The sequence below is a fragment of the Paenibacillus sp. GCM10027630 genome, assembly GCF_042676305.1.
In the GTDB taxonomy this organism is placed as follows: Bacteria; Bacillota; Bacilli; order Paenibacillales; family NBRC-103111; genus Paenibacillus_S.
The window spans coordinates 21,299-45,159 of sequence record NZ_JBHTGY010000089.1 but is presented as its reverse complement, the minus strand read 5'-3'; the positions used below and the strand labels follow the sequence as shown (position 1 = coordinate 45,159).

The window sequence follows — 23,861 nt, the reverse complement described above, 5'->3', positions numbered from 1 at the left end:
CTAATGCAGTTCAGGCATTATTCCAGAACAGCCGGCACTTTGATTTGTCCATCCTCTTCGTCCGGAGCATTCAGCATTACTTGTTCAATTGACAACGATGGTTTGGTTACATCCTCGCGCATTACGTTGACAAGCGGAACCGGATGACTAGTCGGCTCTACATGGTCTGTATCAAGCTCATTCAGCTTTTCCGCATATTTTAAAATAGCATTCATCTGTTGGGTGAACTTATGCTTCTCCTGCTCACTCAGTTCAAGTCTGGCCAAATTAGCTACATGCTCTACATCTTTAATTGTAATACTCATCGAATGCCCCCCGCCTTTCATACTTTCCTTAGCATACTTCGACATCATAGCCGAAAATTCATCTTCTTATTATAGACTAGATAGAATTTGAACTCAATTATAGAATTGGTTAGTGCTACTATAACAAAATTGAAATAAGGGATAAGCTTCGCTCACTCCAAAACATATACATTCTGCCCATAAAAAGAACCGTGGCTTGGAAGCTCCACGGTCTTCAAGACTTGCTTTATGCCAGCCTGCTTTGGCTAGACTCTTTTAGGCATGAGCTGCAGTATTGGGAGTATGAGTGCCCCCGCCTACAGCCTTTGGCTTATCACCTTTATTCCTTCTGTGCAGCGCTTTGCGGATGTAAGGCATCAGGTAGTAATCGACGCCCCATCTTCCCGCATTCGTGCCAGCTACAAACACGATGGTTCCAAGCAGGATCATCCAAGGATTAGTGCTAACCGTTCCTGCGAACATGAACATGAAGTTCATTAGAATTCCGAAGAATGCTGCTGCTGTTGTCAAAGCTCCAAGGATTAGCCCCAAACCAACCAGCAGTTCACCGAATGGTATAATTATATTAAACAATTTAGCGTTCGGCAGTGCAAAGTTTTGTAAAAATGCGGTATAAGTAGGATAGATAAGCTCATTGGTAGCTTTATCAACGAGTGGCTTTGTAACGGCTCCCTTGATAAATCCAGTGGCATCGAATCCGGCTGTTAGCTTGTGCCACCCGCCAGTAATCCACTCATAACCGACATATAACCTGACAATCAGCAGCAGCCAAGCAGCATAAACATTTTCTTGAACCCATTTTAACATGATCATCCATCTCCCTATTTTAGTGAATTGACAATCCTGAATATGGAAAAGCAAGTTGCTGTAATCATTGTGATTATTTTCACATAATAGTCGAAAAAATTTTCATCCTATTGAGTGCATATGCAGGCGGATTATCGATGATTGGGATTTGCAGCAAGTGGTCATTTTCTTCACCATGGCACATGATCCTTTCTTTTTTAAAATCTTGATTGTGAATGGTTGTTACTTCCCTTCCACACCTTTACTTTACCATGGACTGACAGATTGCGATGTGAGCAAAATCACATGGAAAAGAAAAAAACTTGCCGTCCCTCATTGCAATCCAAACCATCCAGACAGCCGCTTTTTGGGCACAAAAAAACAGCATTTCTGCGGTTCATGTACTTTCCCGCCTAAAGCTGCCAAAGTATTTGCTTAGTTTAAATCCATGCTTTTAGATTAACCTGTTTAATAAAATCAGCCTGCGACTGTACTTCCTTGACGGTTTCTACACTCTCTGCTTCCGCTTCTTCCCCATTCATGATACGGCGGAATAACTCTTCGTTACGAGTAGCCAGCGCAAAATCTATCAACGCCTCGCGTTCCAGTCTGTCTACCTCCTGCTGAACCAAAACTTCCTCCAGTTCAATATCCGCAGTAGGCACAAAAAAATGCTTGTTTATTTTGGGTACTCTAACAACATAATCAAATACATTATCCGAATTGCGGTCGTAAGCGATTATATAACCGTAATCACCGACGGGCAAATTTTGCTCGAAGCTATCTGCTACGATATATACCTTTTGTCCCAAACGCAGCATATACCATTCCTCCTCAATACTAACGCGCAGAGTTTGACTCCTGCCCGAATTTGATTATTATGAACTTAGCAATGACAATAAGTAACAACAACAAGCAGAGGTGGCTAATGAACAGAGCTATGAGAGTCTGCTCTCAAATAAAATGGGTAATAATTCTACTAATTCTAGCATCTTTTTTAGCTGTAAGCAATGATAGACAGGCCGCTAGCGCTCATCCGTTAAATAATGGTTATTCACAGCTGACGGTGATGCAAAATAGCGTTAAATATGAGCTATTTATCCCTGAATACAGCCTGCAAAAGTATGATGAAAACCATGACGGCTCCCTTTCCACAGAAGAAATCGCCTTATATAAAACAGAGTTGGAAAATGAACTAAGAGCTAAGGTTCGTTTGCTGCAAAATTTGGAACCCATGGATTTCAACCTTCAGTCCCTGGAGAAAAGCGCCAAGGAGTCCATTAATGGCATAACCTTTCTGATTAATTATACAAGCCGGGAGCCAATCTCCGGGTTTACCATTGAGTATACAATGCTGTTCGACCAAGAAGATCCTAACCATCTTAATTTCGCCCTCATTATGAACGGCACGGATGTGGACCAAACCATCTTTGACAGCATGCACCGCTCCTATCATTTCGAGTCGCTGCATACTGCTGGGCAGGCTGCTGTTCTGTGGAAATATTTCCTGCTCGGCATCGAGCATATTTTACTAGGCTTTGATCACTTATTGTTTTTATTCTCACTCATTCTGGTAGCGGCAGGATATCGGGATATCGTGAAAATCGTCACTGCATTTACTGTGGCGCATAGCATCACTCTGCTGCTCGCTTCCTTGGGATATGTGAGCCTGAATCCAGTCTGGATTGAAGCTGCTATTGCCCTGTCCATCTGTTATGTGGCATTGGAAAATATAGTATCCACCAAATACGCTATGCGTTGGGTACTGACCTTTATTTTCGGACTTGTCCATGGTCTGGGTTTTGCTGGTGCTTTGGAGGAAATCGGGCTTCCTAAAGCCTATTTCGTCAGTTCACTGCTGATATTTAATCTTGGAGTTGAGATCGGTCAGTTGGCAGTTGTATTTGCAGTGCTTCCTTTGCTGCTATGGGTGACGCGGGGAAAATGGCGCAGAACCATTATTATCGCAGGCTCCGTTCTCATCTTTATCCGCGCCTTCTGGTGGCTGCTTGAAAGAACGGGAATGCTTCCCGGAGGGGGGTAACAACGTGAAATAAGGCATCGGCTTTTCAGCCGATGCCCGTTAATTCGTCTTATATTAAATTATTTGCCGCCTAATTCAAGCTTGACAATGGAAGCGCCAATTCCTGGAGTGTTCGGATTATTCGAGCCCCGCTGCACATCAAAGTTGCTAATGTACATGGTAGTTCCTACAAAATGCAAGCTTGCCGGGAACTCCAGTATTCCTTTATTATCATTCGCCGTTACTTCAGTTACCTTGCCATTCACGGTTACTTTAACAATTGCGTTGCGCTCATTGGCACATACATAAAGGTCCCCGTCCGGGCCAAACATAATGCCGTCTGCACCGTATAGCAACGGATCTTTAGCAACACTCTCTACCTTACCGAACGAACCGTCGGCATTTACTTTAACCCTGTGAATCTCGCCTGAGCTCGTATTGGCAATGTAGAGAAGACCGTCTTTACCGAAGTCGAGGCCATTCACAGTGATTAACTGCTCTTTACGCTCTGCCGCAATGCCGCTAGCCCAAACCTTGCTTTCGCCATTAGGCTTCACGACATACACATTTCCGGTTGCACCGCCGCTGACATACAGGTTTCCAGATGCATCAAATACTAATCCATTAGCCCCGTTAGTGCCGCTAACGAATGTTTCCACCAAGCTTGAATCAAAAGCTCCGCCCTCTAAAGCCTTTGCCGGTACACGTAAAACAACTCCTTCTACACCTTGACCGCCACCGCTTGCCATATAGAGGTTGCCTTTACTATCGAAAACCATACCCGTGGCTGAGCGAGGTAAAACAGTCAATACCTCAGCTTTTCCTGTCTCAGGAGCAATGCGAAATAATTGTTTGGAATCCATGTCAATGGTGTACAATCTGCCTTGCTTGTCCCCCGTCACTCCTTCGATCCGCATGCCAGTCGCTTGCTCAGGATCCAGATCCGTCAGAATGGACGTTCCAACCGAGCGGAACTTGATAGCTTTCTTCACTTCAGGCAGTATCGGCTTCTGATCATTGCCTACAAGCTGGACATTCAAAGTGTGCTCGCCTGGCTTCAGGTTTTTAAATACGATGGGCTCGCCTTTAGTTATTTTCAAAGCCGATTCTGCAAGAGGATCGGCATCCAGTGCTGCAAGAAGGTGGCCTTCACCTTTTTTGGATTCTTTATTTTGCGTATAATCCTTCAGGTTATGATTTAATGTAACAACAGAAGCTCGAAGCTCGCTTCCAGTCACATATTGCTGCTCTCCAACGCCAAATACTTTAAAACCGGGCTGAGTATAGGTAGCCAGGCTCACCGTTCTAATTTGAGTATCATAGCTTATCTGATTTCCGAATGTTTCATAGACAAGGCGGACCGGCACATAAGCGCTGCCATTAATGAGCTGAAGCGGTGTTCCTGTGGCTACAGTCAGTCCATTGACTTTCTGCTCTGCTGCATCAGCCGTAAGCTGAACGGTATTACCGTCCTTACTCAAAGCAAGTGTCTTGGTAGCTGCATCCCATTTAGCTTCAGCTCCTACCGCTTTAGCAATTAATTCATAGGGTGCGTACAAGCTGTTGTCTACCAAATAGGCGCGATCCGAGAACTCTGCTGCCTTACCGCTCAGCAATACCTTTAAGTCCGATTTAACTGCATCAGCTGCCATTGCCGATGAGGTTAGTGAACCCAGATAAGCCAATGCCACCGCTAATGAAACCACTACTTTTTTCCGCATTACATGTCATCCCCCTTGTAAATGTTATTCATCGAAAACAATTCGATAGAGAGCGTTCATTCCCCTTCATACTTTTCGAAGAACGAAATATTTATTTAACAGTAGGAATGAGATTGTAATATAAATGAAATGTTGTACACATCTTATTTTAATACAATGCGGTTATACTAATTATGACCCCTTTTTTGATATATATATTGAAGACCCACACAGCCCGTTGCTGGTGGGTCTCTTTTTTTGTCTTATAAACTAGCTGCTATTTGTAATTTTTCCAGTCCATCCCACTTTTTTCAAGCAGATGCCCGAAATCATTATCCAGACGCTTCTGTTCGGCTTTACGCGCCTCTGCGGCTTGGTTGCGTATTTCTTCCTTGCGCTTTTCCTCAGCTGCCTTCATCTCATCAGCCTGCATTTTCAGCTTCCCCACAATTTCGGGATTTAACAAATCCTTCAAAGTGGCGGGTTTATCCTCGGAAGCTGGCTTGGGAGTCAGCTGCACTCTTTTTTTCGCCATTGTTTTCACCTCTTTAAAGTATACCCACAGTATAACAGCTTTCTTTAGCAGATTCTATGAAGCCAAGCGGTCATGCGGGTCCATAAAGTTAGGTTAAATGACAGAGCGCCTGATGAAATCCGTTCATTGCTGGTGAAGCGGCTGCAGTAAAGCAGTTCGAATTGTATGCGGAGACAGCACGGAAACATAATATTGAATGCCATTCGTCAAATCGACAAGACTTAAATAATGCCCATGCCCAGCTCCTGTATCGATACAAATTTTACCATCCCCGAACCAAATTTCTTCCGGACTTACTCCAAAGCGGAAGGTAGAAGTATGCCCGAAAACTACGGTCCGCCCACGTTCAACCGGAGCGTAATGAAACTCATCCCTTATTTCCGTTAAATCCTTTTCGGATTGTGCGTTAAGCGGCACGCCTGGACGTAATCCTGCATGGACGAATAAATAAGGTCCGTATTCGGAAACTAGCGGGAGGATGGAAATAAATGGTATAAACTGAGCGGGGTCCACTGATTGATCCGGAATACAGTGCATCCATTTGCGTTCGTTATTTCCCTGTAAGGCAACCGCTCCCCCGTCCATTAGTTTGCGGATCAGCTCAAGGGTGCCTGCGGAATCAGGACCTTTATTTACATAATCCCCCAACAAATAAAGATGATCCTTTGCGGAATTATAGTCTGCATGCTTGAGAAGTCCCTCCAGCAGCCACCCATATCCGTGTATGTCTGAAACCGCAAGCAATCTACCCATCAACCGCTCCGGAGGAATTCGCGTAGATCATCGCCCGCTCCGGTTGAAGAAACAATTCCAGCCATTCGCCCGTTTCCACCCTTCTGTCATGAAATACATGCACCGGCTGTCCATCCTTCGTCTCCACGATTAATCTCCAACATGTGCCTTCATAGATGCACTGAACAACTTTAACCGGTAAACAATTTCCTTTTTCAACATCTGACACTTCACAGACAAATATAGATTCGGGATGCAGCATAATAATAGCTTCTCCTTTACCGGAGCCGGTAGCCATCACTGTGCCGGATATTCGGCTTCCCGCCAAATGAGCACCTGGTGCTCCGCCTTCCGCTAAATATCCCGTTAGCCGGTTATGATAGCCCATTAATTGGGCAACCCACGGAGTTGCCGGTTTTTCGAACAGCTCGCGCGGTTCTGCCAGCTGCTCGATATTGCCGTTGCGCAATACGAGTATTCTGTCAGCCAGCGTGAAGGCTTCCATCCGGTCGTGCGTAACATAGAGCGAAGCAATGGACAGCTCGCCCAGCAGTCGGGCCAGCTCATTGCGCATATCCGTCCGCAGCTTGACATCCAGATTGGATAAGGGCTCATCCATGAGCAGCAAATCCGGTTCCGTTGCAATCGCCCTGGCAATCCCTACCCGTTGCTGCTGACCCCCGGATAGCTGGGCCGGCAGCCTCTCCATAAGACCTTCCAAACGGAGGAGCGCCTGCAGCCGCTGCAATCGTTCATTCATAACAGCCGCTTCCGTCTTTCTTCGTTTCATCCCGTACTCAATGTTTTGCTTGACCGTCATATGAGGCCAAAGCGCGTAATCCTGAAATACCATATTGATGGGGCGTTTCTCCGGGGGAATGTACAGAGAGCCGTTCTCGACCGTTTTCCCCATTATCGACACTTCCCCGCCGTCGGCGCGCAGAAGACCAGCTACAATCTGAAGCAGCGTTGACTTGCCGCATCCGGATGGTCCGAGAATGCAGATGCGCTCTCCTTTACCGACCTCAAACGAAATCGGATTTAAAATCCGCTGTTGACCGAAAGATTTGCTAACATCCTTCAGCTTAAGAACAAAGCTCAAATTCAAAACCTCCTGAAAAATTCATCATTCATTTGCCTGCTTGCTTACCTATCTCCGGTCAAGATAGTTGAACAGCCGCTTGCCTAAAAATTGCAACAATAGGAGCAAAATAACGACGATTCCTCCACTACAAACCGTAGCTGCAGTAGCGTAGCCATAACGTGAAAATTCGAATGCACGATCGATGACCAGAGGCATAAGCACATAATTGGGCGGCTGGAGCATTGAAGCGAGAGCCAGATCGAAGATGCCCGTTCCAAATGCAGCCAACACAGCGATGAGCAGTGATTGACGGACAAGCGGCAGTACAATATGCCTCATCCTGTCGAATATGCCTGCTCCTTGAATGGCTGCCGCCTTCAGCATGGAGCTCGACAAGTTCGCGAATGCTCCCATCTGCAGCCGAACAGCATAGGGGATGGCACCGGCAATGGCAGCAATGACAAGCAGCGATGGCGTACCGTACAGATGAAGCCCAATCGGCTCAAGCCATTTCTGGTTCCATATGAAAATGTACCCGATTCCAAGCACCACTCCCGGAACAGCCAATGAAACGATGGAAAACAACTGGATAACTCCCTTAAACCGGAATTCGGTAAAACTAAGAACATACGCAACGATGAATCCGATTGCCATACTTAAGACAGCCGCAACGGCAGCGATCGTCAATGAATGGGTCATTCCCTCCAAATAGCCGAGTGTCCGGTGATCCCCGCTTCCCCCTGCAAATAGCTCTGCATAGTTGCCCAGCGTCAGATTAGCTGCCGTGATACCGCCTCCAGCTTGCTTCAAAAAAGATACGGTGGCACTCGTTCCTATCGGAATACCGAGGCAGAGCGCGATAAATCCGCCTAACGTCAAATTCGCCAGCCACACCCGACGGGGTTTCTTCTTGACCATCCGCACCGCTCTTGCGTTCAGAAAATCAAACCGGGAACGGCGAATAGCCATTACAAGCATAAGCATCGCGGCTCCTAGTATAAGCACCAAGTAAAAAGCCAAAACTCCAGCCATGTCAAAGCGCACAGGAGACTGATAGATGGCTGAATAAATCGAATACGGCAGCGTAGGAAATTTGTAGACTGTAGACAACGCTGCAGGAAGTCCAAAATCGCCTACCGTATCCATGAAAACAAGCGTCCAGCCCGCCAGAAAGGAGGGCATGGACAAAGGGAGCTGGATCGTCCGCCAAACCGTGAACGGCTTTGCACCGCATAGCTGAGCCGCTTGTCCGAATTGGCGGACATTCCATTCCGTTGCCGCAAGTATGGCGAGATAAGCGAGCGGGTATTTGCTTAACGCCATAACAAACACAAGTCCCGTTGGTTGAAATATAAACGAAGTCACCCATGTCCAGCCGAGCCATTGGTTGACTAGACCGTCCGCACTGGCAAACAGCACCCAGCCTTGGGCTATCATGAACGAAGGAGCTATTAGCAGCACCCAGGATGCGCCATCCAACAGACGGGCAGCGGTAAAATCCCACTGCGCCCGAACATTGGCCAGCCCCCCTCCGATAACGGTGCCAAGTGTCGCTGCACCTAATGCTAGCGTCACCGAATTAAAGAGAGATTGTCGCCACAATGGGCGATTGAAAATTTCAGTAACCATACCTAGCCCATTGTACTGGTAGGTTCCAAAAAACAGGCCAGGAAATACAACATTTATCAGCACGGCAAGTAAAGGCAAAAAAATGAAAACGAACAAGAGGAGGGTGACCCCGCCTCCCCAACGCGCTTCAGAAGAATTCATCGACTGTTACCCCTACTTTACGTTTTGATCGGCGAACCAGGTTTTAATTTCCACTTCATTCTTGGCCGCCCACTCCGCCGGAGGCAGCAGAAACGTTCCGTCCTGCCTGCGTTCCTTTCTCATCTGTACACCTTTTACAAGCGGGGTAAAGAAGCTATCCGTCGTTTTAAGCGAAGCTAACAGGCTTTGCGTTTCCGGCTTGAGCATAAATTCAACAAATGCTTTGGCTGCAGCCGGATTTTTCGTCCGTTTATTGACCGCGACGACACGCAAGCTGCCCGGAGCTCCTTCATCCGGCCAAACCACCTCTACAGGCTCGCCCGCCAGCTTTAATTCATATGCATTGTGCTCCTGCAGTGCCGCCATATGAATTTCACCGCTCAGAAGCGCTTTGCCTACCGGGCCGTTCTTCGGATAAACCCGCATGCCGTCTTTAAAGCGCTGCGTATACATTTGCTCTGCTTTTTTAATCCCCCACTTGTGAAAGAAAGACGAGACAAGAGGATACGCAGGGGCAGCTACAGCAGGATCTGCATGACCAACCGGTCCCTGATAAGCAAAAAATTGATCCCAGGTTTTCGGCACTTTATCAGCCGGAACCAGCTTTGTGTTATAAGCGATGACGGCGGATGCGTGAATACCGATTGGGAAATAAGCATAGTCCTGAGGAACGAGTGAAGCTCCGTATTCATTCAGTCCATTCAGATTGGCGGGCTTCCAATTCTTCATCAGGAAATCCCGATCGCCCAAACTGCGAACCGAGCCATGCCCGTCCATCATCAAAATATCCCATTGAGGATTACCCTGCTCCGCTTCGATTTTGGCCAATGCTTCCCCTCCACCATAATGTACGGCCTCCATTTGAAAACCGGTAGCTTCCGTAAATTTGGGTGCGATAAGATCGACAAAATCGTTGCCGTATAAGTAAATCTTTTTACCCGTATCCTCCGAGCTGTCTTCTGCCCCTTTGCCGGTCTTCCCCTCTGAACCTCCGCCAACAGCTGCTGATGTAGACTGCGGACCCGAGTTTCCACAGCCAGTAACAGTTAAAGCGATTGATACACTTAAACAAAGCAGCAATCCGATAAATTTCGTTTTCATAATTTCCTCCGTCTATTGAATTGATCCATTGGGGATCTGCTTACTTTGTTTAGTATAAAGAGTGAAATTCATCCTAAGATTATCGGTACGTTAACAGAAAATTAAATAATATCTATGTTATATATGATAATATAGATAGCATCTATTTTTATTAGGCGCTGCTTTACATACATGTGGGATGGCAGGGACTCAGGAGGAAAAGGATGAACTTACAGCAGTTGAAAGTATTTGTGTTGGCTGTACAGCTTCAAAAATTGTACCTGGTGGCGGAAAAGCTGGAAATTACACAGCCAACAGTAACGTTTCATTTAAATAAGCTTCAGGAAGATCTGGGCGTTGCTCTATTTCATACAAAATCTTTTCATCTTATCAAGCTGACGGAAGCCGGGAAAGAGCTGTATCATTACGCTTCACAAATAAGCGCCATGTCGGCAGAAATTGCTACGCTGATGGATGGTCACCGCGCTATGGTGAAGGGGCATTTGTCCATCGGAAGTACACATACACCCGCAACCTATATGCTGCCGCCCTTGCTCGGTGAACTAAAAAATAAATATCCCCGCCTAGCGATTCTGCTTGATGTCAAACCAGCTCCTTACATTGTGGAAAAAATTAAACGCTATGAGCTTGACCTCGGGATCATATCCCAGACTAGCATCAACGATCCCGATCTGGTTTACGAACCGCTCGTTCAGGATGATCTCGTCGTCATATTCCATCCGCAGCATCCACTTGCTCAGGAACAGGAGCTGACTCCGCAAATTTTGTCCTCCTATCCTTTCATATCGCATGAAGCTGGCTCCATCAGCCGCAAGCTCATTGACAGCTGGGCTGAGCAGCAAAGCATTTCGCTTGACATTTCCATGGAGGTTTCAGGGTCTGAAGCGATGAAAGCTGCCGTCTACCACCATATTGGCTATGCAATGGTTTCCAAAGCTTCAGTAGAATCCGATTGGAAGGAAGGTAAGCTCGCGGTCCGCTCTATTCCCAGTTGGACCCCTGAGCGATACATTTATGCCATTCGCCATAAAAACAAGCTTGTCACTCCGGCGATATCCATGTTTTGGACAATGCTAACGGCAGCATTCCCTTATTCAAAGCAAAACCATTCCTTATATAACCCTGCCTCGGGCTTCGGTCTTAGTTCTAATAAAGATGATGCTTGACTGAATGTACCAATAGCAGAACTTGCAGCCATGCTTTTTATCAATTTTTAAGAAATGGTTTACAGTCTGTTTAGAAACGGATGCTAAAGTGAGGAGGGAGCTTTCTATCGAAAGGAGTGCTGCTGCACTTATGAAGTATAAATTAGGCTGGTACCTTCTGTTTGGAATTTCCATTGCCGTTGGAATTGCTGCAGCTGCCCCCTACATGACCTTGAACCCGGAAAACAGCCGAGTCGCGCTCAATCCTGCCTTCTCTTGGTATTACTTGGTGTTGGTAACCCATATCATTACTGCATTCATCGCGCTGGCCTCAGGTCCCTTTCAATTCAGCAAGGGCTTACGCGCCAGACAACCTGCGCTTCACCGGGCATTGGGCCGTTTATACGTAATATGCATAGGTATAAGCGGGATACTGGGGCTTGTTATTACGCTGTATATCGCAAGTTTCATCAAAGCGCTCGCTTTTCTTACCTTATGTATTTTGTGGCTGTTTACAGCCTGGAAAGGGTACCGAACAGCCCGCAGCAAACAATTCGATGCACATAGGCTATGGATGGTGCGAAGCTATGCAATTACTCTGGTCGCGGTAACAGCACGCCTGATCGTCCCGTTGTGTATCCTTCTCTATGCCGCGCTGCATGGATTCACTATACCTGGCGGGCGCGAGTCCATGATAGCGAATATTTTGGAGGTCAATATTTGGATTGGCTTGGTTGTGAATATTGTTATCGTTGAGTGGTGCATGATGAAAAAGCAGCTTTTCTGACGAGGCAAGCAATACCATAAAATGTGCAAAAGAGAAAGAACCTTCAACTCCACTGTAAAAGTGGAATTAAAGGTTCTTTTGCAACCGCATGATTACGACCTAAGTGAGGCAGTAATTTCCAAAAATGGCTCTGGAAGCAGCCTCATTTGGAACGATTATTTACAATAGAATTAGACCTTCCTGTGTGACAGTTAGCTTTTCATAACCATTCTCAGTTATCACGTAGCTGTTTTCAATTCCTACAACACCGCGACCAGGGAACGTAAACTTAGGTTCAATAGCGATGACCATTCCCGGCTGAAGCGGATAGCTGAAGCCTTTGGCAAGCACTGGCAGCTCATCAATTTCCAGACCAATGCCGTGACCAAGAAATTTCACTTGATCATCGCCGTATCCCATGAAATGATCGCTTAGTCCTGCTTCATGAGCCATTTGGAGCGAATGCATGTACAACTGCTCGCAGATAGCGCCTGGCTTCAGACGCTCTTCTACGCTGCGGATGATCTGCTCGGAAGTATCGTATGCGAAGACAAGCTCATCTTGCAAAGTGCCGATGACAGCCGTTCTCGTCTGATCGATGACGTAGCCTTCTATACAGCAGCCGATATCGATTAGAATCGGCTCATTGGGTTGGATGGGCCTGCGGCCGGCGCTTTGCGGGCTTGCAGCGCTAAGCCCTTGGCCACCAGCCGGACCGTCAAAATAGGTCGGCATCGCGGCGGCTTCGCCGGCACCCACCATGCCGGTGATAACCTCCTGATTATATCCGCGCATGCGCATAATCCCGAGATGCCCTTGCCGCCTGATGAACAGCTCGATGCGGCTCATCAGTTCAAGCTCTGTAGTACCAGACCGAAGAGTCTGCACAGCGTCGTTGAAGGCCAGATCGATCACGCGCGCAGCTTCTCGGATGCACGCAAGCTCTGCTGCGGATTTAATCATTCGCAGCTCGCGTATAAGCATGGAGCCATCCACCCATTCGGCTCCAGGCAGTACCGCTTCCAGCCGCTGAAGCTGCTGCACCGGCAGCACGTCAAATTCGGCGGCCAGCCGAAGCTTGCGCGATGATGAGGCGGTATCATCGAATATGGCGCGGTAAGTGTCCGCCAGCCGATCGCCAAAGCTTCGGAAGGAGCCTAACGGCTCTACCTGCACCGCTGCTTCGCCTTGTGCTCTTATTACACTGCGACGCACAAAAAATAAAGCTTCCCCTGCAGAAGGGACAAATAAATAGCCTGATTGCATGGAGCCTGTAAAATAATAAATATCGACGTTTTGTGTAATCATGCAGCCGTCGATCCGCTTCTCCTGCAGCCGAGCCTGAAGCCGTTGTATACGCATAATAAATTCGCTGATCATGCAAGTCCCTCCTGATGCCTGTCTATTAACGAATCGGCAGCCACTTTAGTACGGATTGGATTTTCCGGTCCCAATAACCCCATTCATGAGTGCCAGGCTCCTCTTCATAGGTCAATTCCAAGTTCAAGCTGCGGCAATGCTCGCGAAAACGCACATTGCCCTCATACAGAAAATCCTCTGTACCGCAGCATTGGTAAAGCTTAGGGCGAGATCCTTCGAGATGTACCAGTTCTTCGGCTAAATGGAATAAATCATTCCGACTGCCTTGGATTTGGTCGAGATCGCCAAACATATTGCCAAACTCAACCGGGTCCCTCTCGTAAGCCAAGCTTACCACATCGACTGCGCCTGACAGACTTGCACCTGCGGCAAACTGATCCGGGCAAGATAAAGCAAGCTTAATAGCACCGTATCCTCCCATCGATAGCCCTGCTGCGAACGTGTCCTCCCTCTTTTCCGATAATGGAAAGAAGGATCTGGCCAAAGCGGGCAGCTCTTCGCTTATAAAAGTCCAGTATTTATATCCATGAGCCATGTCGGTATAAAAGCTCCGATTTACCGCAGGCATAACCACGGCCAATCCGTATTCCGCAGCATACCGTTCAATGGAGGTTCTACGCATCCAAATTGTATGGTCGTCTGATAGTCCATGGAGCAAGTATAGCGTTGGGTGCTTCTCCTTAACAGCCTGAGCCTCCATGCCGATCTGCCGAGTCGTCGATTGCGGCAAAATCACATGCATGGATGCTGAAACACCAAGCGTCTCCGAGAAAAAGTGGCAATCGAAAAAAGCCATGTACTAGCCTCCTCTTATCGTATATTTAAAATAAGAGTAACTCATCTATTACATCCTTTCAACATTACTCTACCTCGAATAAGTGATTTGAGGGTGGGATAACAATTGCTAAAGTTATATAGAAAAGGCGAAAAATGATCCGGTTAACCGAGTCCAAGCAAATTCTGCAATCTCTGAAGCATAATAATGGCTTCAGCCCTCGTTGCTGTCGCTTCAAGCGAGCTTGAAGCTTGCCCTACCTGATCGTCTTCAAGCAGTCCGGCGGCTTGAGCTTTTTTCTTAATCTCTTCCGGCTGCCCGAAAGCCGCTTCCGGCTCCAAAGCGTTTACAACAAGCTTCATCATTTCCGAACGCTGCAGCCCCTTATCTATTTCTTCAACAGGAAAATCGCCTTCATGCAATATGCCTGCATCCTGAAGCGATTGCAGGTATGGGTCATCCGTCCCCTGATCGTTTTTTGAAGATGCAATAACAAGTGGAATCTGCAAGGTGGACGCAAGCATAACAGTAAATTCCCTGCGGCTCACTACCCGATCCGGTTTAAAGGTTCCGTCTTCGTACCCTGATGCAATACCGCTAATTACCGCTTCGATAATAGGTGTCTCAGCCCAGTGCCCCTCAACATCGCTAAAATGAATTTCATCGTGCTTACTCGCAGCCAATAATGGACTTCCTGCGGACAACAAAACAACCGGTAATGAAAGCAAAGTTGTTAAAAAAACAATTCTACGCATTAAAACTATGGAAGAAGCAGCAAACATCAGCTTTAGCCGATTTCTCTGCATACGGATTTTGGATTTACTCATCTTATATCGCCCTTTCCCTATAAGTCATCTATTATTGAGTATTGTAACTCTGGGAGCTTGGAGCACCGAGAACGAAAGTATCTTTTCTTTCTTACTCCGCTTCATATACCTTCATTGTTCGGCTGCTTTCGCGTTTTTCGTTGGAAGTAAGCGTGACATACATCACACCTCCCTTAGACTCAAGTTTTAACCGGTTAATCGTTACGGACGACTCACCATTTCCAACCGCAGCCTCAGCATTGCCCCCTTCTTCCGTCTGAATTGGCATGGTTGCTGCTGCATCAGAGTACAAGCGTATTCTATCGCCCTCCCTAAGTCCCAAGATACTTACTTCATCGTCACCAGAACCCAACATATTGTTAATGACCCGGATTTGGTAGGGAGAGACAGGAAGCGAGACGGGTTCAGCAGGGTATATCTTGGATACCCGAACGCTTTCTTCATCGTTTAAATGGGTTACAGTGACATACAAGACACCATACCCCGTGAGGGGTAAAGTTGTGCGTATGGTGACTGAGGTTGCGCCGTCAGCTACTAGTGCACTGCTTATAGGAACCAATGAGGCCTCCTCTGAGTACAGCTTCACCCTATCTCCTGACTGAAGTCCATTTATGGTCACTACATCATCTGAACCAACAGCGTTTTGAATTTTTATATCAGCTCTCTCCGGAGCTTTACTGGCATTCTCTGCAGCAAAGGTTTTGACAACACGTATGCTCTCACCTCTGGAAGAAGAAGTCACTGTAATATAAACGTTACCTCCTTGCTTGCCTAGCTGAGGAATGGCTACGGCTGCTCTCGTAGAATTAGATACAGGTGCCGATGTGCCCAGAACAGTAGCTGTAGTCGCATCCCGGTACACCTTGACCCTATCGCCAGGTGACAAGCCATATACTTCCACCCTGTCATCTGTATTCTCATTCTCATTAGTAACAACTATCATCCCTGGTGCAGGAGCAGGTGTAACAGGTTCATTAAGATACTTTTTCGATACACGTGCACTTTCCAGCATGGGGGAGCGCGTCAAAGAAATATACAAGGTACCTTCGCCTGTTCCCAGCTGCGGTAATATAACATTCACTCTGTCCGTTCCTGAAGGCACAGCTGCTTGAGCTATTGGGGTCGCAGCCCGCTCAGTGGCATAAACTTTTACCACATCTCCACCGTTAATTCGATTGACCTCAACACGATCTCCCGTACCACCATATTCATTCATGATACGGATATCTCCCAAAGCCGGTTTAGCTGTCTGCTGTTCTGCCGGATGTGCTTTCTCCACAACCCTGCTTTCTCCTTGGCCTGGTACCGTAACCGTTACATAAATAATCCCCTCGTTTGCTCCAAGCTGCCCTACAGACACCGTTGTTTCATCGGAAGTTCCAACTGCTGCAGCAGCACTTCCGAGAAGCTGGTTTTTCTGTGCATCGCGATAAACCTTAACGACATCGCCTGCATGCAGTCCCCTCACTACAACTTGATCCGAAGTTCCGCTCGCATGATTGATTACACGGATCGAAGCTGCTGAGGGAGCAACCGATAACGGCTCGGCGGAATATAGCTTAATCGTACGCCTGCTTTCCGAAAAAGGAGGCTGCGTCACTGTAACGTACACATGGCCCGCCGCCGTTCCCAGCTGACCTATAGTCACGCTTGCTCCTGTTGAACCACTACTGACAGTTGCACTGCCTAGTGGAGAAGAAGCTCCTGCATCGGCGTATACTTTAACTATATCTCCAGCTGATAAGCCAGTAACGGTGACGACATCCTGTGTCCCTGCCAATCGGTTCTCTACCCGAATCATTCCTGGGGAGGGTGGGGCAGAAGCTGCAGCCATAGCCGCTAAGTCAGGGAATGCTAACCATACGAGACAAACAACACTTAAAACTCTCAAGCCATAATAGCTATAACGCTTGGAAAATGAGCTTGATCTCAACCTAGCACCTCCTTTAGATCTGGAAACATTTAATCAAATCGATATTCATAAATAACTGTCTTGTATACATCACCTTCATAAGAAAGCGTATGATGGCGCGGGAGCTTTACTTTCACCTTATAAATGACAGCCGGTCCTTTTAACATTTTAACGATGTGCTCGCTCTCATTGACATAATTAAACGGAAAGTCCGCGCCTGGTGTATGGTCATCCACGTAATCCTCAAACACAATGATTGGGGGATCGCTCAGCAAGCTTCCCATTAACGGAGCTCCATCCAGCCCAAGCTGCAAATTATTTTGCAATGCTTTCTCAAAAGCATGCCTCGCTGAAAGTCTTGTAAAGACAATTTTTCCTTCCGCGAGCAGTTCTTTATCGATTTGCAGCGAAGCGTCATGCCCTCCGCGATTTAATGCAAACTTGAGACGGTTGTGAGTAGTAACGGTTATATAGCGGTCGGCTTCAAAGCCTGTCGTATACAAAAATAGAAGCACAACAAACATCAACAGCAATGCCCGATTCATAATTCATTCATCGCACAATCGCCTCGCTCATTTGCTTGGCATAACGGACAATTTCGGGCGGTTCCCGATCCACACTGCCGAACAATGTACGCAGCAGCCATCTCGGGGTACTTTTGACAGACAAGGTTCCTTCAATATATTCGCCTCTTGGCGTCAGCTCCGTCGTACCAGTGAAGCGAATATCATTGCCATCCAGTAAAAAAGTATGCTCCAGCGTATTGCGCATTTGAGCGATAATTTCTGGTGTAAAATGGCCATTATCAGCGTTAGCCGCTTTCTGGATTGCGCTATCCAGCACCATCTCTACCGCATTCGCTCTTGTCGAGTAAATATCATGCAAAACCGGCTGAAAGAGCAGCAGCAGCAAAATGTATACCGTCAGCATCTCTACCAAAGCGGTTTTCATACTGCCAAATTGTGTGGCAGCAACGGAGATGAATTAATTTCTGATTGGCTATCGATGGATGCAGATGCAAATGACGAAAGTGCAATTAAAGAATCCATCATCTCTTTTTCATAATAAAAGCTGGTTGGAACATTCGTGTTATTGAACAAATCATCCATTTGCGTCTTTTTTTCCTTGATAGAGCTCCACATCGCAACAAAAACAAACAGCCCAATAGCAGCCAAGGTTGCCGCAATTAACAAAAATTTCTCCAATGCCGGTTTCATGATTCATTCGCTCCTTCTGTTTATCATCCAAAATGATTCGTGCTTTTAGCCAAATCCATTACATATTGCTGGGCAATATTAAGTGCATTCCACAAATAGATGAGCAGCGGGCTGAAGGCAACCGCATAGGCAATGTTCCCGAAAAACTTGCGCCTGCGGCGGCGATTCTCCCTTAGCATTTGGGTATAGCTCTCCTCCCTCGCAGCTACCAATGCGGATATCTCCTCGGGAGGAGTAAGCTCCAAATCAGCCAGCAGCTTGCACAGCTCCCTCGCTTCCCGCGTGCCAATATCCTCTGCTATCACATGCAGAGCAGCCTGCGCTCCCTCATCAAACAAACGTAGTCCTTTGTTCAGCGACGGTTTGATTCGTACCGTATAATCACGCAGCTTGGTCAGCAAAGTATGCAGGTTAAGCCTGCGCCGTCCAACCCCTTTGAGCTCATCGGCTATCATACTGTAGATCATGAACAGCTCACGGTTTTTTTCGCCGTCATCGACTTCCTTCCATTTACTTAAAAAATAAGTTAGCAAGGAAGCTTTCGTATTGGTCAGCAAAAGCAATACGACCGGCCCCCAGACATACATTAGAAGGGTTGGTACTGATAACGTCTCCCAGCGAACTGTCATATCATACAAACTGTTCAGCAGCCACAGCGAAGCTAAACCATAGCGAAGCGACTGGATTTTCAATGCATTCAGCTTCAGCGGGTAGCCTGTATGCTCCAAGCGGCGCTCCAGCTCGGGGTGATTCAGCCAGCTTTTAAGACGCATATACTGAAGACGTGACATATACTTGATCGAAATGGGTGTTCGAAGCCTGCGGTGCACCAAATAAGCGGCCCACACATAAAGCAAGCAAATAAATATACTTAGTCCCACGCCAGAGAGTATGTACAGGTGCTGTCGCAATTCCATTAGCGTTGTTAGACCTCCTGACAGTTGATTTAATAATCATTAGGCGGCCGACGAAACCACACGGCAAGCATTAGAGACCCCACTATAAAACAAACCGTCACTGTCAACCAAAACCGCCCCTGCTCCGTTCCCAACTGGTAATACACCGTGCTGTTATAACCCATAAACACAACCATCATAAGCAAAAGCAAAGGAAATAAAATTACATGAAGCCAGCTTAGCTGTATGACTTCAGAGCTTGAATCGCCTTCATCTCTCAGCATATCGATTTGCTTGTGAATGTTTTTATCAATCGCCATCAGAGTGCTTTCAACATTCTCGTTGCGTAGCAGCCCCTTCAGTATCGTTAAGCCCAGTTGTTTGGCAAAGGATGTCTGAATGCTGTAAATAAATTCTTCAACCGCTTTCTCCATTTCGCTCGATTCCACATAATTTAACTCCTCTCTAAGTAAATTCATAAAGTGACGTCGGATAGGTCCCGACTCGATTTCAAGACATGATTGCTGCAGAGCTATGCGCATATTACCGCGTGTCACCTTATATTTGCTTGTTAAAATACCGACAACCTCAGCTAGATCATAACCGCTTTGAATCTGCAGGCTGCGAAGCTTTAAGCGATAGTACATGATCGGCAGGATACTCGTGAGCCCCATTATAAACAGGCTAAATCTACTATCATAAGTTGAGAAATAGCTGATGAGCCCGGCAGATAAACCACAGGAAATGGTAAGCAATACGAACCTTTGAACAGAAACGTTAACGCCTTCTTTTTGCGTTGCTTTCAATAGCAGCTCCAGCTCACGCATAAGCCTTCGGTAAACCACGATAAGCCCAGCAAGCTTCACTTGACGACGACGCTGATCCTGCAGCAGCTTCATTCCTGAACGATGCCTGCGTTCGGTACGAAGCAGCGCGCTCATGTAATCCAGCAATGGATGCAGCAGCAGATACATCCCCCATGTAAATAGAAGAGCTGCCGCCCCAAGTAAGGCGATATTGATAACGGTATACGCTGCCGGCACTAAGCCTGCCTCCCTTACTTTGTGTTCATAGCAATAAAGTAATGACTGACAGCAACAGCTAATCAATAGAGGGTTCTGAAACCTGGCATGAGCAATGCCTCTTCCACCATCAACAATCCCTTTTGCCCGTGAAGGAGGATGCAACCATCCGTTGCAAGGAACTGTCTATTCGGGACAGTGGATTCGCAGCAGCTGGGTTATAAACAATGATTCCCTTCGCCGCCGGGATCGGTGAAGCTTCGGACAATCGTTGAAGCAGCGCTAACGTGAGCTCGGCCCACTCAGGATGAACCTCACGCATTTCCCTAATCAGCCGCTCACTAATATCATCACAGTAGCTCCATGTGTCGTTCGTTTCATCCCATCGCATCCATTCATGCGTACTGATCTCGCCGTTGTAGCGATCGTATCGAAGCTCCATAATACTCTTGATTCTTTTGCGGGTACGGCTTGAATCCTGAGTTTGAACAATTAACAGGTCAATATTTTCAGCGACCCGCTTTTCCTCCTCTTCAAATCGTACACCAGGATTTAAGCTGCATAGCAGCCTTGCAAACTGAGAGGGCAATGTCTCCGGCTTCCAGGTATGATAAGTGCTGCCAAAGCCTTTGAGCAGTCTTTCGCAAGCAAGCATCGCCCCCTCTGCCTCCACACGCCGAACCTCCCCGATGATGGCATAATCGACGTCAAAGCGCAGTACTTGATCCATCGCATGATGAAAAGTACCTTCATGTGTTATGCGTTCTATCAGCTTTTTTTCTGGAAAATCGCGTCCTGCTGCCAGCTCATAATGCTTCTCGATGATTGCGCCCGTGTAATGATCGGCCCTTTCGGCAAGCAGCGCCTTCAACGTTGTAGACTTCCCAGTGCCTGGCGGCCCGACGACAATGAAATTACAATGCGTCTTGGAAATTCCCTTCAGCAGCATAGCCGCTTCCGGGGGAATGGTTCTGCGCCGTTCATCCGCTAGATCATCCACGGTCACACGCCCGATCAGAAATCGGCGAAATGTGATTACATCATGCCGAACATCAGGCTTGACCGTCAGCGTAACTCGTTCACCTGTGTACAAATCGATCTCCAGAGTCGTATTGTACAAATTAACGATGGCATCCTCCTTCTGCCGTGTCAGCGCCCGGATAATTTTGTCCACCTCCTGAGTGGAAGCGAATTGAAACGGCATCCGCTCATGCCGGCCATTATGATGAATCCAAATAGCAGTCCCTATCACTTGCGCCGCGTAGCTATCCGGGTACTTTTGCCAGCAAGCCAGAGCTTTGAATCCATAAATCTCATGAAACATTGCGTGCGTGATTTCGGAATAGCATTTCTGTTCTGCGCGTGCGAATGCTCTAAGACCGCAATAATAGTCAGGCAGCTCCATCTGATGCAAGCCATGCTGTTCAACATAAGACTGAATCTGTTCCATTATGGTTGTCACCGTTTCGGGTACACCGATAATAGCTTTATTTTCCAGCTCAACAAAGGCTTCCGCTTCATCAACGGATGTACGGCCTGATTGCTGTCTAGCCGCATCGCCACGATGTACAGCATGGCTAAAGCGGGCTCCGGACATTTCTTTAAATGCCAGACAAGCCTGCTCAAATGCAGCTTTTCTGGAAGCGGCCACAGCTTCCTGCGATTGCTGGACAACAGATGCCGCAGTTACAATTTCAGCAGCAGGATCGCTTGCCTTGTCCGGGCGATACTGACCAATCTGAAATCTTGTTAAAGGCAAAGTTAGAGGTAAAGGTAAAGGCTCGTCGCCCATCAACTCAAGCCTCCCTTGCCGACTTCATCCAGCCAAACCAGGACACTTTTCGTTCCCTGCCCTGCAGTATTTGCGAATGGCCGCGGTTCACTTCCTTTTCAACCGCCACTGATGGCAGAGAGTAATAATGCATGATCGCCTGACTTACCTTTTGCAGCTCCTTATCATACTCTGGCCAATGCAGGTTTAGCAGGTTGCTCTCCGTCTCGCTTCGATGAAACGATGTTACATAAGGAAGACTGCCTATGTAGGACATATCCATCTGACGTGACAGCTGCTTTTCATTCTCGAAATTAGGGGAGCGGTGCATTTTGTTAAAAAGCAGCATCGTCTGTCTTTCATTCCATCGGAACACAGGCTGCAAAATATGCTCATGCATTCGGCGCCACTGTGTCCTCGCCTGCTGGCCTTGGTGCATCTGGACCAACAGCAGATCGGAAACATGAATGCTCTGTGCAGCCAAAGCATGATCCACATAGCTGCCTGCGTCTATCAGGACAATATCGAAGCATTCCCGGGCTTTCTCAATAAGCCAGGAAACCCCGTCTGTCTGGTAATAGTAAAGCTTCTTTAAATCCCGATTACCTGCCATATAATGAACTCTTGGAGCGAGCTGCTGCATCTTACTGCGAAGCTCGGCAGCTTGAAGCTGCTTCCCCTGCAAGCTGCCCCACAGCTCGTCCAAATATTTGGCATTGTAGCGCAAGCCGCTATCTCCAGGATTCCAGCCATTCATCCCCAATATGCCGATACGGACTCCACTCAAGCGCGACAGCATAACCCCCAAGCCGATCAAGCTTGAGGTTAACCCCGTCTGCGGGAGCGCCCCGATTACAGTTATCACCTTGCTGACCGTTTTTTCTCTAGCCAAGCATATTCCTGCCGTTTCCTCCGCCACCTGCTCAGGTGTCCGATACGGAAGCACATAATGCATGCCATGTGCAGCACAAAGGGTTTGTACTGCTTTAAGCGCAAGTGTATCTGCGTGGTTGCTCAGCATATAGATGAGCCTATTGGCCGGGTACCGTCTGCGCAGAGCGACTGCCTCGTGAATATCCAACAGAGTATCGCTCACTAGCCATACATCTCCATGAACGATAGCAGTTCCCGTACGTTCTTTTCCCGAACCGTGCCTGTTGGAAGTCAGCTCTAAACCTTTAGCTCCACCTTGGTTACCCTCCTGAAGGAAAGAGGAGCTTTTCTCTTCTGGATCCCAAACTTGCTCACTCTCGTCCATCAGCAATACGGTCACCATTTCTTTAGTAACAGATGTCACCGAATCATAGTGCCTGGACAATCGCAGTGCTTCAAGGAGCCTCCGGTCTGCTGACACAGCATACATTTTCAAATATCATTCGCCTCCCTCACTGTAGTATTATCGATAGACAACCAGAAACCGATATCCCTTGGTACCGTATTTACGAATCAGCTCCTTCTGCTCGTCATTCACTATCAGCTCTATAGTACTTACAGCGCCAGTTGGTTTCTTTCGGTCATCGGAAGCAGCAATTTCCTGATTATTCGTACCTTTGGCAAAGCTCACCACGATTTCCTGCAGCTTCTTCTCCTCCTCGAAAGGCACTTCCAACTGTATAAGCTTCTCTTTGGACAATGTCTGCTCTGCCGTTTGCTCACCCGCTCGTTTAATGTCCTCCTTCAGCACCGGCAAAAGAGAAATTCGATCACCTCGCAGCAGACTTCCGGGAGGCTTGCCAAACACCCATTCCGCAGGAAGCGGCATATTCCACTCGTTCGGCGCAGGAAGCAGATGACTCGTATTGAGCATCGCATCCGTTATTTGTTCATTGGGCCGAATCGCACGAGCGGTCTCTTGTTTAAGTGCGGAAGGTATTCTGACCACCGCACCGTCGACCAGCTGATCTTTTTTTATTTTCACCATCTTCAAATCAGCTTCCGTCAACCGGACCCCACGGTCTATCGAACGTGCGGCCTGTATGACCTCAACCGTCCCCCAATTCGGCTCAATCATCCATTTCCAGCCAATTAATAAAGCGGGACCGGATAAGCACAACCCAATAACTAAAATGTAATAAAGGAATCTATAACCAATGCTCATCATGCCCTCCTCCCGC

25 protein-coding genes are annotated in these 23,861 nt (G+C 47.3%); 4 read left to right on the top strand and 21 right to left on the bottom strand.

Going from position 1 to position 23,861, the window contains the following annotated elements; translation table 11 throughout:
- Window positions 1–17: 17 nt before the first annotated feature.
- Together gatC and ACFQ0C_RS33580 are read right to left on the bottom strand one after the other, a co-directional pair.
- Window positions 18–305: an Asp-tRNA(Asn)/Glu-tRNA(Gln) amidotransferase subunit GatC gene (gene gatC / locus ACFQ0C_RS33585; RefSeq protein ID WP_258217402.1), complete on the bottom strand. Its 288-nt coding sequence runs from the start codon at window positions 303–305 to the stop codon at window positions 18–20.
- Window positions 306–560: 255 nt separating this feature from the next.
- Entirely contained in the window at window positions 561–1,115 is a 555-nt protein-coding gene (locus ACFQ0C_RS33580) for a DoxX family membrane protein (RefSeq protein WP_379373521.1), read from the bottom strand.
- A gap of 145 nt (window positions 1,116–1,260) precedes the next feature.
- On the opposite strand from ACFQ0C_RS33580, the gene ACFQ0C_RS33575 reads away from it, so the two are divergent.
- Window positions 1,261–1,530 (top strand): hypothetical protein, encoded by a 270-nt coding sequence (locus ACFQ0C_RS33575; RefSeq protein WP_379373501.1) that lies wholly within the window; start codon window positions 1,261–1,263, stop codon window positions 1,528–1,530.
- 1 nt (window position 1,531) lies between these two features.
- On the opposite strand, the gene ACFQ0C_RS33570 is transcribed toward ACFQ0C_RS33575, so the two are convergent.
- A complete protein-coding gene (locus ACFQ0C_RS33570) occupies window positions 1,532–1,912 on the bottom strand; it encodes an ATPase (protein ID WP_379373499.1) in 381 nt (126 codons plus the stop codon).
- Between the two features lie 107 nt (window positions 1,913–2,019).
- Between ACFQ0C_RS33570 and ACFQ0C_RS33565 the strand changes: the two genes are divergently transcribed.
- Window positions 2,020–3,135, top strand: a complete 1,116-nt coding sequence (locus tag ACFQ0C_RS33565; protein ID WP_379373497.1) for a HupE/UreJ family protein — start codon at window positions 2,020–2,022, stop codon at window positions 3,133–3,135.
- Between the two features lie 59 nt (window positions 3,136–3,194).
- On the opposite strand, the gene ACFQ0C_RS33560 is transcribed toward ACFQ0C_RS33565, so the two are convergent.
- The 6 genes from ACFQ0C_RS33560 to ACFQ0C_RS33535 form a co-directional block, all read right to left on the bottom strand.
- Window positions 3,195–4,835, bottom strand: coding sequence for a stalk domain-containing protein (locus ACFQ0C_RS33560; protein WP_379373495.1), 1,641 nt, complete (start codon window positions 4,833–4,835; stop codon window positions 3,195–3,197).
- A gap of 256 nt (window positions 4,836–5,091) precedes the next feature.
- Complete coding sequence (locus ACFQ0C_RS33555; protein ID WP_379373493.1) at window positions 5,092–5,349, bottom strand: YqkE family protein; 258 nt, start codon at window positions 5,347–5,349, stop codon at window positions 5,092–5,094.
- Between the two features lie 123 nt (window positions 5,350–5,472).
- Window positions 5,473–6,102, bottom strand: a complete 630-nt coding sequence (locus ACFQ0C_RS33550; RefSeq protein ID WP_379373491.1) for a metallophosphoesterase — start codon at window positions 6,100–6,102, stop codon at window positions 5,473–5,475.
- On the bottom strand, window positions 6,095–7,183 hold the full coding sequence (locus ACFQ0C_RS33545; RefSeq protein ID WP_379373489.1) for an ABC transporter ATP-binding protein: 1,089 nt from the start codon (window positions 7,181–7,183) through the stop codon (window positions 6,095–6,097). Before ACFQ0C_RS33545 ends, ACFQ0C_RS33550 begins: the two co-directional genes overlap by 8 nt.
- 48 nt (window positions 7,184–7,231) lie before the next feature.
- Entirely contained in the window at window positions 7,232–8,935 is a 1,704-nt protein-coding gene (locus ACFQ0C_RS33540) for an ABC transporter permease (protein ID WP_379373487.1), read from the bottom strand.
- A gap of 12 nt (window positions 8,936–8,947) precedes the next feature.
- Window positions 8,948–10,036 (bottom strand): ABC transporter substrate-binding protein, encoded by a 1,089-nt coding sequence (locus tag ACFQ0C_RS33535; protein WP_379373485.1) that lies wholly within the window; start codon window positions 10,034–10,036, stop codon window positions 8,948–8,950.
- A 203-nt stretch (window positions 10,037–10,239) separates the two neighbouring features.
- Between ACFQ0C_RS33535 and ACFQ0C_RS33530 the strand changes: the two genes are divergently transcribed.
- A complete protein-coding gene (locus ACFQ0C_RS33530) occupies window positions 10,240–11,202 on the top strand; it encodes a LysR family transcriptional regulator (protein ID WP_379373483.1) in 963 nt (320 codons plus the stop codon).
- Between the two features lie 130 nt (window positions 11,203–11,332).
- Window positions 11,333–11,968, top strand: a complete 636-nt coding sequence (locus ACFQ0C_RS33525; RefSeq protein ID WP_379373481.1) for a DUF2306 domain-containing protein — start codon at window positions 11,333–11,335, stop codon at window positions 11,966–11,968.
- A gap of 159 nt (window positions 11,969–12,127) precedes the next feature.
- On the opposite strand, the gene ACFQ0C_RS33520 is transcribed toward ACFQ0C_RS33525, so the two are convergent.
- The 12 genes from ACFQ0C_RS33520 to ACFQ0C_RS33465 all read right to left on the bottom strand — a co-directional run bounded on the left by ACFQ0C_RS33520 (window position 12,128) and on the right by ACFQ0C_RS33465 (window position 23,848).
- Window positions 12,128–13,327 carry a M24 family metallopeptidase gene (locus ACFQ0C_RS33520; protein WP_379373479.1) on the bottom strand — a complete coding sequence of 400 codons (1,200 nt, stop codon included), beginning with the start codon at window positions 13,325–13,327 and terminating at the stop codon, window positions 12,128–12,130.
- A 25-nt stretch (window positions 13,328–13,352) separates the two neighbouring features.
- Window positions 13,353–14,123, bottom strand: a complete 771-nt coding sequence (locus ACFQ0C_RS33515; protein WP_379373477.1) for an alpha/beta hydrolase — start codon at window positions 14,121–14,123, stop codon at window positions 13,353–13,355.
- Between the two features lie 143 nt (window positions 14,124–14,266).
- A complete protein-coding gene (locus ACFQ0C_RS33510) occupies window positions 14,267–14,929 on the bottom strand; it encodes an S-layer homology domain-containing protein (RefSeq protein WP_379373475.1) in 663 nt (220 codons plus the stop codon).
- 91 nt (window positions 14,930–15,020) lie between these two features.
- Window positions 15,021–16,862: a hypothetical protein gene (locus ACFQ0C_RS33505; RefSeq protein ID WP_379373473.1), complete on the bottom strand. Its 1,842-nt coding sequence runs from the start codon at window positions 16,860–16,862 to the stop codon at window positions 15,021–15,023.
- Window positions 16,863–16,891: 29 nt separating this feature from the next.
- A complete protein-coding gene (locus ACFQ0C_RS33500; protein ID WP_379373471.1) occupies window positions 16,892–17,386 on the bottom strand; it encodes a hypothetical protein in 495 nt (164 codons plus the stop codon).
- 7 nt (window positions 17,387–17,393) lie between these two features.
- On the bottom strand, window positions 17,394–17,792 hold the full coding sequence (locus ACFQ0C_RS33495) for a hypothetical protein (protein ID WP_379373469.1): 399 nt from the start codon (window positions 17,790–17,792) through the stop codon (window positions 17,394–17,396).
- Complete coding sequence (locus ACFQ0C_RS33490; protein ID WP_379373467.1) at window positions 17,789–18,058, bottom strand: hypothetical protein; 270 nt, start codon at window positions 18,056–18,058, stop codon at window positions 17,789–17,791. Before ACFQ0C_RS33490 ends, ACFQ0C_RS33495 begins: the two co-directional genes overlap by 4 nt.
- Before the next feature lie 23 nt (window positions 18,059–18,081).
- Entirely contained in the window at window positions 18,082–18,975 is an 894-nt protein-coding gene (locus tag ACFQ0C_RS33485; RefSeq protein ID WP_379373465.1) for a hypothetical protein, read from the bottom strand.
- A 29-nt stretch (window positions 18,976–19,004) separates the two neighbouring features.
- Complete coding sequence (locus ACFQ0C_RS33480; protein WP_379373463.1) at window positions 19,005–19,997, bottom strand: hypothetical protein; 993 nt, start codon at window positions 19,995–19,997, stop codon at window positions 19,005–19,007.
- 109 nt (window positions 19,998–20,106) lie between these two features.
- Entirely contained in the window at window positions 20,107–21,768 is a 1,662-nt protein-coding gene (locus tag ACFQ0C_RS33475) for an ATPase, T2SS/T4P/T4SS family (RefSeq protein WP_379373461.1), read from the bottom strand.
- A gap of 4 nt (window positions 21,769–21,772) precedes the next feature.
- A complete protein-coding gene (locus tag ACFQ0C_RS33470; protein ID WP_379373459.1) occupies window positions 21,773–23,116 on the bottom strand; it encodes a P-loop NTPase family protein in 1,344 nt (447 codons plus the stop codon).
- Window positions 23,117–23,143: 27 nt separating this feature from the next.
- A complete protein-coding gene (locus ACFQ0C_RS33465) occupies window positions 23,144–23,848 on the bottom strand; it encodes an SAF domain-containing protein (RefSeq protein ID WP_379373457.1) in 705 nt (234 codons plus the stop codon).
- Between the last annotated feature and the right edge of the window lie 13 nt (window positions 23,849–23,861).

Bases quoted from the DNA above. Each gene is read 5' to 3' on its own strand.
- ACFQ0C_RS33560 (WP_379373495.1), bottom strand. From the start codon at position 4,835: ATGCGGAAAAAAGTAGTGGTTTCATTAGCGGTGGCATTGGCTTATCTG.
- gatC (WP_258217402.1), bottom strand. From the start codon at position 305: ATGAGTATTACAATTAAAGATGTAGAGCATGTAGCTAATTTGGCCAGA.
- ACFQ0C_RS33540 (WP_379373487.1), bottom strand. From the start codon at position 8,935: ATGAATTCTTCTGAAGCGCGTTGGGGAGGCGGGGTCACCCTCCTCTTG.
- ACFQ0C_RS33570 (WP_379373499.1), bottom strand. From the start codon at position 1,912: ATGCTGCGTTTGGGACAAAAGGTATATATCGTAGCAGATAGCTTCGAG.
- ACFQ0C_RS33520 (WP_379373479.1), bottom strand. From the start codon at position 13,327: ATGATCAGCGAATTTATTATGCGTATACAACGGCTTCAGGCTCGGCTG.
- ACFQ0C_RS33555 (WP_379373493.1), bottom strand. From the start codon at position 5,349: ATGGCGAAAAAAAGAGTGCAGCTGACTCCCAAGCCAGCTTCCGAGGAT.
- ACFQ0C_RS33475 (WP_379373461.1), bottom strand. From the start codon at position 21,768: ATGGGCGACGAGCCTTTACCTTTACCTCTAACTTTGCCTTTAACAAGA.
- ACFQ0C_RS33515 (WP_379373477.1), bottom strand. From the start codon at position 14,123: ATGGCTTTTTTCGATTGCCACTTTTTCTCGGAGACGCTTGGTGTTTCA.
- ACFQ0C_RS33500 (WP_379373471.1), bottom strand. From the start codon at position 17,386: ATGAATCGGGCATTGCTGTTGATGTTTGTTGTGCTTCTATTTTTGTAT.
- ACFQ0C_RS33465 (WP_379373457.1), bottom strand. From the start codon at position 23,848: ATGATGAGCATTGGTTATAGATTCCTTTATTACATTTTAGTTATTGGG.
- ACFQ0C_RS33565 (WP_379373497.1), top strand. From the start codon at position 2,020: ATGAACAGAGCTATGAGAGTCTGCTCTCAAATAAAATGGGTAATAATT.
- ACFQ0C_RS33550 (WP_379373491.1), bottom strand. From the start codon at position 6,102: ATGGGTAGATTGCTTGCGGTTTCAGACATACACGGATATGGGTGGCTG.
- ACFQ0C_RS33535 (WP_379373485.1), bottom strand. From the start codon at position 10,036: ATGAAAACGAAATTTATCGGATTGCTGCTTTGTTTAAGTGTATCAATC.
- ACFQ0C_RS33525 (WP_379373481.1), top strand. From the start codon at position 11,333: ATGAAGTATAAATTAGGCTGGTACCTTCTGTTTGGAATTTCCATTGCC.
- ACFQ0C_RS33530 (WP_379373483.1), top strand. From the start codon at position 10,240: ATGAACTTACAGCAGTTGAAAGTATTTGTGTTGGCTGTACAGCTTCAA.
- ACFQ0C_RS33490 (WP_379373467.1), bottom strand. From the start codon at position 18,058: ATGAAACCGGCATTGGAGAAATTTTTGTTAATTGCGGCAACCTTGGCT.
- ACFQ0C_RS33510 (WP_379373475.1), bottom strand. From the start codon at position 14,929: ATGAGTAAATCCAAAATCCGTATGCAGAGAAATCGGCTAAAGCTGATG.
- ACFQ0C_RS33485 (WP_379373465.1), bottom strand. From the start codon at position 18,975: ATGGAATTGCGACAGCACCTGTACATACTCTCTGGCGTGGGACTAAGT.
- ACFQ0C_RS33495 (WP_379373469.1), bottom strand. From the start codon at position 17,792: ATGAAAACCGCTTTGGTAGAGATGCTGACGGTATACATTTTGCTGCTG.